The organism is Ruegeria sp. R13_0, assembly GCF_017743995.1.
In the GTDB taxonomy this organism is placed as follows: Bacteria; Pseudomonadota; Alphaproteobacteria; order Rhodobacterales; family Rhodobacteraceae; genus Ruegeria.
Map to the genome: position 1 here is coordinate 238,774 of NZ_JAGHRB010000008.1, position 14,386 is coordinate 253,159.

Annotated in this window: 13 protein-coding genes; 5 read left to right on the plus strand and 8 right to left on the minus strand. The window is 57.3% G+C overall.

What is annotated here, in order from left to right; genetic code table 11:
• Position 1: 1 nt before the first annotated feature.
• A complete protein-coding gene (gene xdhA / locus J7394_RS12670; RefSeq protein WP_209253494.1) occupies positions 2-1,465 on the minus strand; it encodes a xanthine dehydrogenase small subunit in 1,464 nt (487 codons plus the stop codon).
• Between the two features lie 154 nt (positions 1,466-1,619).
• On the opposite strand from xdhA, the gene J7394_RS12675 reads away from it, so the two are divergent.
• Entirely contained in the window at positions 1,620-2,522 is a 903-nt protein-coding gene (locus tag J7394_RS12675; RefSeq protein WP_209253496.1) for a LysR family transcriptional regulator, read from the plus strand.
• Positions 2,523-2,563: 41 nt separating this feature from the next.
• On the opposite strand, the gene J7394_RS12680 is transcribed toward J7394_RS12675, so the two are convergent.
• Entirely contained in the window at positions 2,564-3,796 is a 1,233-nt protein-coding gene (locus J7394_RS12680; protein ID WP_209253498.1) for a urate hydroxylase PuuD, read from the minus strand.
• 101 nt (positions 3,797-3,897) lie between these two features.
• Here J7394_RS12680 and J7394_RS12685 point away from each other — a divergent pair, with 101 nt between their 5' ends.
• Positions 3,898-4,809, plus strand: coding sequence for a LysR family transcriptional regulator (locus J7394_RS12685; protein ID WP_209253500.1), 912 nt, complete (start codon positions 3,898-3,900; stop codon positions 4,807-4,809).
• 10 nt (positions 4,810-4,819) lie between these two features.
• On the opposite strand, the gene uraH is transcribed toward J7394_RS12685, so the two are convergent.
• Complete coding sequence (uraH, locus tag J7394_RS12690; protein WP_209253502.1) at positions 4,820-5,173, minus strand: hydroxyisourate hydrolase; 354 nt, start codon at positions 5,171-5,173, stop codon at positions 4,820-4,822.
• Between the two features lie 146 nt (positions 5,174-5,319).
• Here uraH and puuE point away from each other — a divergent pair, with 146 nt between their 5' ends.
• Positions 5,320-6,732 (plus strand): allantoinase PuuE, encoded by a 1,413-nt coding sequence (gene puuE / locus J7394_RS12695; protein ID WP_209253504.1) that lies wholly within the window; start codon positions 5,320-5,322, stop codon positions 6,730-6,732.
• Positions 6,729-7,214: an ureidoglycolate lyase gene (locus J7394_RS12700; protein ID WP_209253506.1), complete on the plus strand. Its 486-nt coding sequence runs from the start codon at positions 6,729-6,731 to the stop codon at positions 7,212-7,214. The genes puuE and J7394_RS12700 overlap by 4 nt, the downstream gene beginning before the upstream one ends.
• A 173-nt stretch (positions 7,215-7,387) precedes the next feature.
• Here the strand turns inward: J7394_RS12700 and bhcD are convergent, their stop codons facing one another.
• The 4 genes from bhcD to bhcA form a co-directional block, all read right to left on the minus strand.
• Positions 7,388-8,353, minus strand: coding sequence for an iminosuccinate reductase BhcD (gene bhcD, locus J7394_RS12705; protein ID WP_209253508.1), 966 nt, complete (start codon positions 8,351-8,353; stop codon positions 7,388-7,390).
• Between the two features lie 110 nt (positions 8,354-8,463).
• Positions 8,464-9,627 (minus strand): 3-hydroxy-D-aspartate aldolase BhcC, encoded by a 1,164-nt coding sequence (gene bhcC / locus J7394_RS12710; protein ID WP_209253510.1) that lies wholly within the window; start codon positions 9,625-9,627, stop codon positions 8,464-8,466.
• Positions 9,628-9,669: 42 nt separating this feature from the next.
• A complete protein-coding gene (gene bhcB / locus J7394_RS12715) occupies positions 9,670-10,638 on the minus strand; it encodes a beta-hydroxyaspartate dehydratase BhcB (RefSeq protein ID WP_209253536.1) in 969 nt (322 codons plus the stop codon).
• Positions 10,638-11,828, minus strand: a complete 1,191-nt coding sequence (bhcA, locus tag J7394_RS12720) for an L-aspartate--glyoxylate aminotransferase BhcA (RefSeq protein ID WP_209253512.1) — start codon at positions 11,826-11,828, stop codon at positions 10,638-10,640. Before bhcA ends, bhcB begins: the two co-directional genes overlap by 1 nt.
• A gap of 168 nt (positions 11,829-11,996) precedes the next feature.
• Here bhcA and bhcR point away from each other — a divergent pair, with 168 nt between their 5' ends.
• Positions 11,997-12,833, plus strand: a complete 837-nt coding sequence (gene bhcR / locus J7394_RS12725; protein ID WP_209253514.1) for an HTH-type transcriptional regulator BhcR — start codon at positions 11,997-11,999, stop codon at positions 12,831-12,833.
• Positions 12,834-12,840: 7 nt separating this feature from the next.
• Here the strand turns inward: bhcR and J7394_RS12730 are convergent, their stop codons facing one another.
• Positions 12,841-13,683, minus strand: coding sequence for a bifunctional allantoicase/(S)-ureidoglycine aminohydrolase (locus tag J7394_RS12730; RefSeq protein ID WP_209253516.1), 843 nt, complete (start codon positions 13,681-13,683; stop codon positions 12,841-12,843).
• Positions 13,684-14,386: the final 703 nt, after the last annotated feature.

The following is a 14,386-nucleotide window of genomic DNA, read 5'->3' on the forward strand; positions in this document are numbered from 1 at the left end:
GTTAAGCACAGGCCAGTTGAACGGGGGTATCGGTCTGGGCGTCATGTTCGAGGAAGAACCGACGCAGCAGGTTCTGGGCAATCAGCATCCGATAGTCGGACGAGGCTCGCCAATCGGTCAGGGGCGAGAAATCCTGAGCCAACGCCGTTGCCGCAGCTTCGAAACTTTCCCTCGACCAGGGCTGACCGTTCAGAGAGACCTCGGCAGCAGCTGCGCGCTTTGGCGTCGCGGCCATGCCACCCATCGCGATGCGGGCGTCGCGGATGATGCCATCTTCAACCGTCATATGAATGCCAGCCGCGACCGAGGAGATATCTTCATCCCGGCGCTTCGAGATCTTATAGGCTGCGTTCAGATCCCTTGCCTGGGGTAGGGGAACGCGGATGCTTTCGACAAATTCGTCTGGTTTAAGATCTTGTTTGCCGTAGTCAATGAAAAAGGCTCCAAGCGGCATGGTCCGGACACCCGACCCTCGCCGCAGTGTGATTTCCGCTCCAAGCGCGATCAGCAGTGGCGGCGTGTCCCCGATGGGGGAGCCGTTGGCGATGTTGCCGCCCACTGTCCCCATATTGCGCACCTGCCACCCGGCAATACGATCCCAGTAGGACGTCAGGTGCGGTAGATGCTCGGACAGCAGATCCTGGCAATCGGTGTAGCTGGCACCTGCACCGATCAGCAGGTGCTGGCCCTGTTTTTCGACCGCTTTCAGGTCTTCGAGATGTCCGGTAAAGATCGCCGGTCCGATTTTGCGCAGGAATTTCGTGACCCAAAGGCCCACATCCGTTGCGCCCGCGACGATAGTGGCCTCTGGGTAAGTCTGCAGGCACTCGGCCAGATCATCCGCGCTGAAGGGAAGGATACTCAGATTGTCCTGCGGTCCCGAGACGACGCGCCGCCCGTCTTTCAACGCGGCCAGACGACCTGTCATGGCCTCACGTTCGGTGTTCAGGTGGTCCGAGGCCGGGGTGCCGTAGCGGCTGACAGCAACAGCCGCCCGAATGATCGGCTCATACCCGGTGCAGCGGCACAAATTGCCCTGCAAGGCGGTTTCGACCTGCGCCTCTGTTGGCTCCGGCGTTTGCATCCACAGCGCGTAGAGAGCCATCACGAAGCCCGGTGTGCAGAACCCGCACTGGCTGCCGTGATGATCAACCATGGCTTGCTGCACCGGATGCAGGCGACCGTCGGGGCCGGACAGATGCTCAACCGTTACGACATGGCAGCCGTCCAAAGAGGCAAGGAACCGAATGCACGCATTCACCGGAGCATAGGAAAGACCCGCCTGCCCAAGCCGCCCGACAAGCACCGTACATGCACCGCAATCTCCTTCGGCGCAGCCTTCTTTGGTGCCGGTCAGTCGGCGCTCGAGACGTAGAAAGTCCAGAAGAGTCTGGTCGGCTGATACGTCTGGAACGGATACATCCTTGCCATTCAGGACAAATCGGATGTCAGTGCGCGGCGTCATGCTAATCTCCCTCTACACCTGCCTTCGGGTGGGTCGCCGCAAGACCATAGAGTCGGAGATTGAGTCTTAAAATCGTCAGAAATGACAAATACTTTCAACAAATCGTTGAAAAAGAAAGTCCGACGTCGCAGTCTTCCCGCAGTGGGAGGAATGAATGTCATACATCGAAAGCTTGCGGGTCTTCGTCAGGGTGATGGAGTTGGGCAGCATCACCTCCGGCGGCCGTGACCTGCGGCTGACACCGGCCGTGGCCAGCAAACGCCTGAAAGAGCTGGAGAACCATCTGGGCGTGCGCCTGTTCAATAGAACGACCCGCTCGATGACGGCAACAGAAGTCGGCGAGGTTTTCTATGATGAGGCCAAAGCCGTTTTGCTGGCGTTGGACCACGCCGAGGCGCGCGTCGCCAGTTTTTCGGACGCCCCCCGCGGCGCAATCCGCATCACAGCGCCTTTGGGGGTGGGGCGTAGGATTGTTGCGCCTCTGGTCCCTGATTTCTCGGAGCGTTACCCAGAGACCGAGATCCGCATGCGACTGTCCGATCGCAAAGTGGACATGATGGCCGATGGTTTGGATATTGCGTTCTTTATCGGAGAGCCGGGCGATTCCACGATGAAACTGCGGAAATTCGCGGATTGTGACCGGCTGCTATGTGCCTCGCCCGAATATCTGTCAGATTTCGGCGTGCCCAAAACGCCGGATGACCTATTGCACTCTCAGCACAATTGCCTGCTGCTGCGCTATCCCAGATCGCCCGAGTATTTCTGGACTTTGAACACCGACATGGGGCCGCGCAAACTTGAGGTTCGGGGCAAATACGATGCGGATGACGGCGATGTCCTGACGGATTGGGCTTTGTCGGGCAAGGGTATCGTCAACAAACCGCGCTTTGATGTGAAAGAGTATCTCGTGTCAGGCCAACTGGTCGAGGTTCTGCCGGCAACACCGCCCTTGCCGACCATCTTCGGCTGCCTCTATCCGCATAAGAAACTTCAGGACCCGAAGATACGCCTGTTCGTCGAACACATCGCGAAACACAGCAAAAGGTTCTTTGGATAAAGCGGCAGGAGGGTCCTGTATCAACTGCTACAAGTCGGGGCTTACTGGCCTCTGACCTCACGTACCCAAGCAATGATTGTTTGGCGGGCTTCGTCATCCATTTGAACCGCGGCTGGCGGCGGCATCGCGTGGCTGATCCCGGCCTGCAGATAGATTTGATCAGCCTGGCGGGCGACATCGCCGGGCGTTTCAAGATAGACTTTCTTGGGCGCCCATTTCATTGTGCCGTAGACCGGCTCGCGTGCGTGACACATGGAGCAGTTGCCCAGAACCGTATCATAAGCGGCCTCGAACCCCTCGGCCGAGGCAAATTTCTGTTCATAGGGTGACAGTTCGCGCGCTTCCGCCTCTTCCCATGTCTCGCCGGACCGGACCGAGGACAGCCATGCAATTGCGATCATCAGAAGGACCGTGACTGCCCAGGTCCAATGAGGGCCTGTTCCAGTCGCATGCATCGTGTTGAAGTAGTGGCGAATGGTGACCCCGGTCAGGAAGATCAGGCTTGCAATGATCCATGAATACTCAGTGCCGAACGCCAGCGGGTAGTGGTTCGACAGCATCAGGAACACGACCGGCAAGGTCAGATAGTTATTATGGGTCGAGCGTACTTTGGCAATCTTGCCGTACTTGGCGTCAGGGGTCCGACCTGCCTTGAGGTCTGCGACCACGATGCGCTGGTTCGGCATGATCTGAAAGAACACATTGGCCGTCATGATCGTTGCGGTAAACGCCCCAAGGTGCAATAGCGCGGCCCGACCGGTGAATATCTGGTTGTAGCCCCAGGACATGATCACAAGGATCACGAACAACAACAGCATCAGAACGTTGGGATGATCGCTCAGCTTAGACTTGCACATCTGGTCATAGAGCAACCAGCCAATGGTCAATGAGCCACCCGAGATCAGAATTCCCTGCCACAGCGCCAGATCGACCTTGGTCGGGTCCAGCAGGAACAGCTCTCCTCCGACCCAGTAAATGATCATCAGGAGCGCAGCACCGGACAGCCATGTGGTGTAGCTTTGCCATTTGTGCCAGGTCAGATGCTCGGGCATCCGGGCGGGCGCCACCAGGTATTTTACGGTGTGGTAAAACCCGCCGCCGTGGACCTCCCATTCTTCGCCATAGGCCCCATCCGGCAGCGCAGGGTTTGGCTTAAGCATCAGGTCCAATGCGATAAAGTAGAAAGATGCCCCAATCCACGCCATCGCAGTGATCACGTGCAGCCAGCGGACCGAAAAGGCAATCCACTCCCACATTACGGCCAGATCATACATGGGTTTGCTCCTAAGATTCTTTGCTTCTGCTCACTCTATGCGAGACTGCTTTGTTCTGGTATTGCTAGCAAAGACCAAGCAGTATCAAAAAATGCAAAAAAATGTCCTATCTAGATAACATCAGAACCTTTGTCCGAGTCTACGAGTTGGGCAGCATGTCCGCCGCAGGCCGCGATCTGAGGGTTTCTCCGGCCGTCACCTCGGCGCGGATATCGCAATTGGAGGAGCATCTGGGCGTGCGGCTGTTTCAACGCACGACGCGCAGCCTAACGCCGACCGAACAAGGGCAATCGTTTTATCGGGGGGCCGCTGAAATCCTTGAGGCCGTCGAAAATGCCGAGGCTCAGATCGTCAATATTACCGAGAATCTGAAAGGTTCTCTCTATGTCGCAGCGCCATTGGGTGTAGGTCGCAGGCTGATCGCGCCGCAGGTGCCAAAGTTCTTGGCCGAGTACCCCGAGGTCAACGTCAGGCTGAGGCTGACAGATCGCAAGGTCGACCTGACAACAGAAGGTTTGGATCTTGCGTTTTTCCTAGGGCAGCCCGAGGACAGCAACTTGCGCATTCGCAAGATCGCCGATGTGGAAAGGGTTCTGTGCGCCTCTCCGAAATACATTAAGAAACGCGGGATGCCGGCAAGTGGAGACGATTTAATCGCCGACAATCACGAATGCCTAAACCTTCGCTTTCCGGGCGCGACCGAGTTTCAGTGGCTTCTCAGAACTCAAACTGGGCCAAAGCGATTCCGCGTCTCTGGTCGCTATGAATCGGACGATGGCGATGTATTGACGGATTGGGCGCTTGCAGGTCACGGGATCGCGCTGAAGCCGATCTTTGAGATTGCACAGCACCTTAAGGCCGGAAATCTGGTTCCGGTCGCAACAGAAACGCCACCGGAACCCATTCAGATGGCGTGCCTGTTTACGCACCGCCGCATGCAAGACCCCAAAACGCGGCTTTTTATGGAGTTCATCATAGAGCGTATCAGATCTTCGATATCCGCGAATACCTAAAGCGGAGACCTTAGCTGCCGCGATAGGTCGAGTATCCAAAGGAGGAAAGAAGTAGAGGCACGTGATAGTGAGACTGCTCGGACATCCCGAACCGGATCGGGATTACATCCAAAAAACGGGGATCTTCTGGCGGGGTGTCTGAGGCATCTAGATACGCGCCAGCATAGAAAACCAGTTCATACTCGCCCGTTGAAAACTCGGATTGCGGCAGAATCTGTTCGTCGGTTCTGCCGTCGTCATTTGTCACCAGCGCTTTCAGCAAAGTGCGGTCTGTGCCATTGATACGGTACAGCTCGATTTTCAGCCCTTTGGCGGGGCACCCCCGCGCTGTATCTAAAACGTGTGTGGTCAGGTAACCGGTCATTTGTGCCACTCCTAAAGTTGCTTATTTCTTAGTCTGTTTTCTCGTCCGAGGGCAAAGCCAGACTGTCCGAAACTGCTTTTCGTATTTTTTGAAAAATTTCTTTGATTATCCGGAGTATTGAGGAACTCAAGAAGAAGGAAACAGATGTGAAGCCTTATCCACGAGATATGACCGGCTACGGCAGTCAAATGCCGAAAGCCAACTGGCCCAATGGGGCCCGGATCGCGATTCAGATCGTATTGAACTATGAAGAAGGTGGCGAAAACAACATCTTGCACGGTGACGCGGCCTCTGAGGCGTTTTTGTCCGAGATCACTGGTGCGGCCCCCTGGCCGGGGCAGCGGCACTGGAACATGGAATCGATCTACGAATACGGCAGCCGTGCTGGGTTCTGGCGTGTTCACCACCTTTTGCAGGACCTGCCCGTGACCGTTTATGGCGTGGCGACCGCTCTGGCGCGCGCCCCGGCACAGGTTGCGGCGATGAAACATGCAGGCTGGGAGATCGCGAGCCATGGGCTGAAATGGATCGAACACAAGGACATGGACTCGCAAGACGAGCGTTCCCAGATCCGCGAAGCCATCCGTTTGCACACGGAAGTCACCGGCCATCCTCCGCGCGGTTGGTATACTGGTCGGTGCTCGATGAATACGATCGATCTTGCAGCTGAAGAGGGTGACTTTGCCTATATCGCGGACAGCTATGCCGATGATCTGCCCTATTGGATCAAGGCAGGGGGCAAGGATCAGTTGATTGTGCCATACACGATGGATTGCAACGACATGCGTTTCGCAATTCAGGCCGGATACACAAATGGTGAGCAGTTCGAAAGCTATCTGAAAGATAGCTTCGACATGCTCTATGCCGAGGGCACGGCGGGTATGCCGAAAATGCTCTCGATCGGGTTGCACTGCCGCTTGATCGGTCGTCCGGGTCGCGCCATGGCGCTAAAACGCGCGCTGGACTATTTCAGACAACATGATGGTGTCTGGTTCGCGACACGTGAGCAGATTGCCGATCACTGGGCAAAGGAACACCCGCCGATGCAACGCCTCACCCCGTCCGAAATGGACCAGGCCACCTTTGTATCCGAATTTGGCGGCGTGTTCGAACACAGCCCATGGATTGCCGAAGGCGCGTTTGACCTCGAACTCGGACCGACACATGATAATCCGGCTGGCGTCCACAACGCGCTTGCGCGTGTATTCCGCACGGCCTCGACCGAACAGCGCCTTGGCGTTCTGACCGCGCACCCGGATCTGGCGGGCAAGCTTGCCGCCGCTGGGCGGCTGACCAAGGAAAGCACGGCGGAACAGGCCGGGGCTGGTCTGGATATGCTGACAGATGAGGAACGCGAAACCTTTACCGCGTTGAATGAGGCCTATACCTCCAAATTCGGCTTTCCCTTCATCATCGCCGTTAAGGACAACACGAAGGCCAGCATCCTGGAGGCCTTTCACCGCCGCATTGACAGTGATCGGGATACGGAGTTCGACGAAGCCTGCAGACAGGTCGAAAGGATTGCCGAGCTGCGCTTGATCGAGAAGTTCTCGGAATGACCATCGAGCTGAAACTGCAGCCCCTGACCCCCGAGGCCTTTGCGCCGTTTGGAGATGTGATTCAAGCGGCGGGTGAGGTGGACAAGTACATCAATCAGGGCAAATGCGCCCGCTATCATGACCGGGCCGAATTGGATTTCCAAGACGGTCGTTCGGGGATCAGCGTGTTCCAGTCCGAGGCTTTCAGCCTGCCGATCACGCTGGATATGATGGAGCGTCACCCTGAGGGCAGTCAGGCGTTTCTACCATTTTCCGAAAAGCCGTTCGTTGTGGTTGTCGCGCCAGATGAAGATGGAAAACCCGGCCACCCGATTGCGTTCATAACTGCGCCGGGGCAGGGGGTGAACTATCACCGTAACACCTGGCACGGCGTTCTGACCCCGCTCCATGATCCGGGCCTTTTTGCGGTCGTGGATAGAATTGGAACTGGACCCAACCTGCAGGAGCATTGGTTCGAGGTCCCGTACCTTATCGTCGAATAATTCGCCAGAAAGCGCGCGGGGTATCGCGCCTTCTCTGCGCACGAGGTTGGAGCTGCGGCGAGAACCCAGCGCCTAGCAACACCTTCCGGGTGGAATGACATTGGCCGGGGCAAGAACCCCGGCCGTTGCAAACCGAGGGGCGACTTGCCGCTTGGAAACAGGTGCCAGCGAGGTCAGAAATCAACCTTGATCGCGATCCCTTTTTCTACGGCAAGGTCGACCACCGCTGCGGCCACCGCAAGATCCTGCAGGCCAACGCCCGTGCCGTCGAACAATGTGATCTGATCATCTGCCGAGCGGCCCTCGTACGTTCCATTGATGACCGCGCCAAGCTGCGCGACGTCGCTTTGGCTGATCAGTCCTTCGGCCACGGCGTGCTGTGCCTCGCCGATGGTGACGGATTGCGCGACCTCGTCCGTGAAGACACGCGCCCCGGCCAGCAGGGCGGATTCGACCTCTTGCTTGCCTTTGGTGTCTGTTCCCATGCAAGCGACATGCGTTCCAGGGCTGACATGGCGCGCCATAAGCGAAGGTTCAAAGGCCGAAGTGATCGAGATGATCACATCCGCCTCGGTCATTCCGTCAAGTTCGACCGCCTTAAATGGGACACCTGCCTCAACAGCGACTTTCTCGATATTGGGCAGCATTTCCGGGTGGTAATTCCAGCCAATGACCTTTTCAAAGCTACGCTGTTCCAGCGCGGCGCGCAGTTGGAAGGCGGCCTGATGGCCTGCTCCGATCATACCGATCACTTTGGCATCCGCGCGGGCCAGATGTTTGATCGACACGGATGAGGCCGCCGCTGTGCGCAGTGCCGTCAGTAGGTTGCCGCCAACCATCGCCGAAGGTTTGCCTGTGTCGGGATCGAACAGGAAAACCGTGGATTGGTGGTTGATCAACCCACGTTTCTCAAGATTGTTCGGCCAGTAACCGCCTGCCTTCAGGCCCAAAGTCAGGCCGGTGCGGTCAAAACCACCCTTGAAGCCATACAGAGCGTCTTCGTGGCCGATGGCCTCACGCACGACAGGGAAGTTATAGGCATCGCCTGCGGCCATTGCTGCAAAGACGCTTTCGACGGCATCAAAGGCCGCTTGGCGGGTCATCAATCCGGCGATCTCGCGCTCGGGTACGATCAACATGTCAATCTCCACTTGGAATTCGTTCGCCCGTGCGCTTGTCCCGAAGGGAGAGGAGGCACACGGGCGAGGCTCAGGCTGCTGTCGAGCCAGATTTCTTTGATTTTTTGGCCTTAGTAGGCGCGGCCGCGGGCGGATACGGGCCAGACGGCCTCGACCTTGCCGTTGCGCACGCCGACATACCAATCATGCACATTGGCTGTTGGGTCGCAGTGACCGGGCACCAGCTTGAGCTTGTCATTGACCTTGAGAACACCATCCGTATCCATCACAACGCCATGTTCGTCCGAGCATTTGATGTACTCAACATCGTCGCGTCCAAACACGACGGGTAAGCCGCTGTCTACCGATTGCGCCTTGAGGCCCGCATCGACGATCGCCTTGTCAGCCTTGGCGTGGCTCATGACGCTGGTCAGGATGAACAGAGCGTTCTCCCACTCGCCCCGGTCGATACGGTTGCCGTCTTTGTCCAGAATGCGGCCGTAATCGGCATCCATGAAGGCATAGGACCCGCATTGGAGCTCATTGTAGACGCCCGAGTTGGACTCGAAGTAGTATGAGCCGGTACCGCCGCCAGAAACCAACTCGCAATCGATGCCTTCCGCCTTAAGGCCGTCAACGGCGTCTTTGACCATCTCAATTGCGGTATCCAGCTTTTCCTTACGCGCCTCGTAGCTGTCGAGATGCTGCATCGCACCCTGATAGGCCTGAATGCCGGTGAATTTGAGGTTGTCGGCCGCCTCGACCGCTTTGGCAATTTCGATCACCTGAGGTATTGTGGTCACCCCGCACCGTCCCGCTCCGCAGTCAATTTCGACAAAGACCTCAAGTTGAGTGCCGTGATCGACCGCAGCACCCGAAAGATCGGCGACATTGTCAACATCGTCGACACATACGATAATGCGGCTGCCGAGTTTTGGCAGGCTGGCCAGGCGGTCGATCTTGGCAGGGTCGCGCACCTGGTTCGACACCAACACGTCCTTGATCCCACCGCGCACGAAAACTTCGGCCTCTGAGACCTTCTGACAGCACACGCCCACTGCTCCGCCGAGGCGTTCCTGAAGTTTCGCTACATCGACGGATTTGTGCATTTTGCCGTGAACACGGTGGCGCATGCCGTGGGCTTTGGCATAGTCGCCCATCTTCTTGATGTTGCGTTCAAGCGCATCGAGATCCAGCACAAGGCTGGGGGTCTGGATATCTGCTTCATCCATTCCGGGCTTGGCCGGAATGTCATAGCCCACTTCGAATGCGTCGAGATTGGTCATATCTTTCATGTCCGTATTCCTGTGTCGGGATTGATGTCTGTTGCGGCTGGGTCAGGTGTTCAGCCAGGGCAGCTTGTCCAGATCGACATTGCCACCGGTGATGATCAGGCCGACCCGCTTGCCTTTGAACGCGTCGGGGTTCTTGAGGATCGTAGCCAGAGGCACGGCCGAGGACGGCTCCATCACGATCCGAAGGTGTTTCCACGTCAGCTTCATGGCGTCGATGATCTCTTGTTCCGAGGCCGTGTAGATCTCGGAAACGTGGTTCGAAACGAAGTGCCACGTGAGATCTTTCAGCGGCACCAACAGGCCGTCAGCGATGGTTTTCGGCGCATCATCGGCGATGATGTGACCCGCCTTGAAGCTGCGATAGGCGTCATCCGCCTGTTCGGGTTCCGCCGCAATGATTGCGGTTTCTGGCGCAAGGGTGGACAGGGTCAGGCACGTGCCGGACACCATGCCACCGCCACCAATGGGGGCAACCACCGCGTCCAGACCATCGGTCTGCTCAATGAATTCGCGCGAGCAGGTGCCCTGTCCGGCGATCACCCGCGGATCATTGTAAGGATGGACAAAATCCCCTCCCGTGGCCGCCTGAACCTGGGCGAAAGTCGCCTCGCGCGAGGTGGTCGAGGGCTCACATTCTGTGATTTTGCCTCCGTAGCGACGCACCGTGTCTTTCTTGGCCTGAGGCGCCGTGCGCGGCATCACCACGTTGCACGGAATACCGCGCCTCGATGCGGCATAGGATAGGCACGACGCGTGGTTGCCGGAGGAATGGGTCGCAACACCTTTCTGTGCTTGTTCCTCTTCTAGGGCAAACACTGCGTTGGTCGCGCCGCGTACCTTGAAAGCACCCGGTTCCTGAAAGTTCTCGCATTTGAAGAACAGCTGGGCGCCCGTCAATTCGTTCAAGTAGTCCGAGGTCCGAACCGGGGTCCGGCGGATGTAAGGCTCGATCCGGGTATGCGCTTCGAGCATGTCCTCATAAGTCGGGATATACAACGAGAGGTCCTTCATCATGCAGCATCCTTCTGAACGGCGGCTGGATGTCCGCGATAGTATTCCTGTGCAGCCGCCACGCCCGAACCCAGTTGAATGTTCAAACCCAGATCGACCATGCACATTTCGGCCGTCGCGATTCCCGACAGGGCCATGACATCGGTCAGGCTACCGAGATGTCCGATCCGGAAGACTTTGCCGGCGACTTCGCCAAGGCCGACGCCAAAGGCGACACCGTATTTCTCGGCGGCATGGGTGACGATATCGGTCGCGTTGAAACCATCCGGCGTGCGGATTGCGCTGACCGTGTCGGAATAGACCGCAGGGTTCGCGGCACAAAGCTCCAGCCCCCATGCGCCGACAGCGGCACGCACCCCTTCGGCGATGCGAGTATGGCGGGCAAAGACGTTCTCCAACCCTTCCTTCAACAACATGTCGCAGGCCTGGTTTAGGCCGTTCATCAAGCCGACGGCAGGCGTGTAAGGATAGGCGCTGTTTGCGTAGCCCTTGGCCATGTCGTGGACGTCAAAAAACGTGCGAGGCAAGGTGCCATTTTTAGTTGCCTCCATCGCCTTCTGGCTAAAGCCGACGACTGCGAGACCTGCAGGCAGCATGAATCCTTTTTGCGATCCGGTGACGGCCACATCGACACCCCACTCATCAAAGCGGAAATCCATCGACGCGATGGACGAGACGCCATCAACGAACAGCAGCGCAGGATGCCCTGCCGCGTTCAGCGCCTTGCGCACGGCGGCAATGTCCGACTTTACGCCGGTCGCCGTTTCGTTGTGTGTGGCAAGAACGGCTTTGATCTCGTGGTTGGTGTCTGCGGTCAGGATCTCTTCATAGCGGTCGGCAGGCAGACCCTGGCCCCACGGGGTTTCGACGATCTCGACATTCAACCCGTGGCGCTGGCACATGTCGATCCAGCGATGGCTGAACATACCGTTTCGCGCGGCCAGAACCTTGTCTCCGGCGGATAGGGTGTTGGTCAACGCTGTTTCCCAGCCACCTGTTCCGGTCGAGGGAAAGATGAACACTTCGGCGCTGTCGCTTTTCAGAACCTTCCGTACGCCCGCGCGGGCAGGGTGCAGGATTTGCCCAAATAGCGGCGACCGGTGGTCGATCGTGGGCATGTCACAAGCCTTGCGCAGGCTTTCAGGGATATTGGTCGGGCCCGGAATGAAAACGGGATTTTGAAAGCTCATGGATGGTCTCCTTCCGTCGTTGTGGTCATCTTAAGACCAAGCCATTTGATTTAAAATTTTTTTGAAAACGATTTTCAAAAACCAGCAACTGATATTTAAATTATAGTTGTCAATGGGTTGCGTTTTTCATATGGTGAATGAGAATTTCGAAGAAATCCGAAGGTTCTTATGGTTTCTCAAAAAAATGGCGCTGGTTCCCCTCGAAAAGCGCGGGGAAGGCCGCGGGCGTGGGATGACAAAACGGCTCAGAACACGATCAAATCCCTCGACCGAGCGATGGAGGTTTTCGAGTATCTGAGCGAGGCGCAAGGCAAGTCATTGACGATGCTGTCCGATGAAATGCAGCAGTCCCCGGCCACGGTCTATCGCATCCTTGTCACGCTTGAGGGCAGGGGCCTGGTAGAGTTCGATCCCGTCGAGCAGATCTGGCATATCGGCCCCCGTGCCTTCGTCATAGGCTCGCGATTTCTTCGGCGCACCAGCCTTGTGGATCGGGCAAGACCGGTGATGCGCAAGCTGATGGAAGCTACGGGTGAAACCGCCAATTTGGGCATTCAGAAAGAAGGCTCAGTCCTATTTCTAAGCCAAGTTGAAACCCATGCCAGCATCCGAGCCTTTTTCCCGCCCGGGACATTATCGCCGATGCACGCGTCGGGGATCGGGAAGGTCCTGCTGGCGCATATGGATGAGGACCGGTTGGACAGATTGCTGTCCTCGGTCCAGTTGCAGGCGTTCACGGACCGGTCGATCACGACTGTAGAAGATCTGAAACGGGACCTGACTTCTATCCGCGCGCGAGGTTTTTCGATCGACAATGAAGAAAAGAACGAGGGCATGCGCTGTATCGCTGCGCCGGTGTTCGACGTGAACGGTGAAGCGGTTGCGGGGATTTCCGTCTCGGGGCCCACCAGCCGGGTGCGCGAGGATGGGATTGAACAGCTCAGCCGCCCCGTGATCGAGGCGGGCCAAGCGTTGACTCAGGCCATCGGAGGCACCGTCAAGTGAAGGGCCTCTATCGCCGGTTGGCAGCGGATCCAAGGCGCAGCGGCATGTGTCGGTTCACATCCTTGTAAAGCAGATACCGGAACTTGCCCGGACCGCCAGCGTAACAGGCCTGCGGGCAGAACGCGCGCAGCCACATGTAGTCTCCTGCCTCGACCTCGACCCAGTCATTGTTCAACCGGTACACCGCCTTACCCTCAAGGACGTAGAGGCCGTGTTCCATCACATGGGTTTCGAGGAAAGGGATGACCGCACCGGGTTCGAATGTCACCACGGTCACATGCATGTCGTGGCGCAGGTCATTCGGGTCGACAAATCGCGTTGTCGCCCATTTGCCATCTGTGCCAGGCATTGGAGTCGGCGCGATATCGTTTTCGTTCAGCACGAGGACATCCGGGGTCCCGAGCCCTTCAACGGCCTCATAGGCTTTGCGAATCCAATGGAATCGCAAGGTGTTTTCAGAGTGGTTGCGCAGGGTCCAGTCGCATCCGGGAGGAAGATAGGCATAGCTGCCAGGGGTCAACTCATGGCGCGTTCCTTCAGCGATCAGTGTCGCGGTGCCGTCGACCACGAACAGAACACCTTGGGCCTCGGGGTCGGTTTCGGGCCGATCCGAACCTCCGCCCGGCTGCACCTCCATGATATATTGCGAGAAGGTCTCGGCAAATCCTGTCAGCGGGCGCGAGATCACCCACAGGCGCGTATCGTCCCAGAACGGCAGAAAGCTCGTCACGATGTCCCGCATGGTGCCCTTGGGGATCACGGCATAGGCATCGGTAAACACGGCGCGGTCCGTCAGCAGCTGGTCTTGTCCGGGGTGTCCGCCGTGGGGTGCGTAGTAGTGCTTGCTCATGTGTGCTCCTGAAGAAAAGCCGTGCCCGACTACATATGCTCCGGTTCCGAGGATCGAACCAGCGGTAAGGAGGCGACAGCTCTCTCTGCGAAAATTTGACAATCGTGGAAATTGTTTGGGATTTCGCGGAGTCATCTGGCGCAGCGAGGTTTCTTGATTGGCCCCCCAAGAGGTGGTTTTATAACAGCCAGAGTTTCAGCCTGTGCCGACGTTCGAACCTATGATCAACCTGCATTAGAATCGCAATCGGTTGCGATGGAGAATGATCACGACCGCCATAAAGGGGCTGCCGCATGCGTCGCATCGAAGTGAGGGACTACCTCTGAACCCGCTGGCTTTCCCGCGCGATCTCTATCACTAGCTTGGTAAACAATGTCATAAAGGGCGGTTGGGCAATACGCCGGAGCTCCCTTGGTGCCGAAGCATGTCGCAAACCGTTCAACGTCGTGGAACTAGCAAAGGCGATGCTGCCAAAACTACAGATTTGCTTTGGAGGAATAGGGTATACATTTCGCTTTGGATTGAAAGACGTTCTATTTATGTTCGGATTTCTTTATTTAAACTAAAGACTTGATCCGTGTTGCAACCAAGTAGAAATGTCACCCGGTCTGCAAATTAGAAATGTCACTTATACTGCGCTGAGGAGAGCAAAGCCTGGCAGGGCGGAGACCTCATATATCGCAGCCCTGGCTGGCTTTGCGGG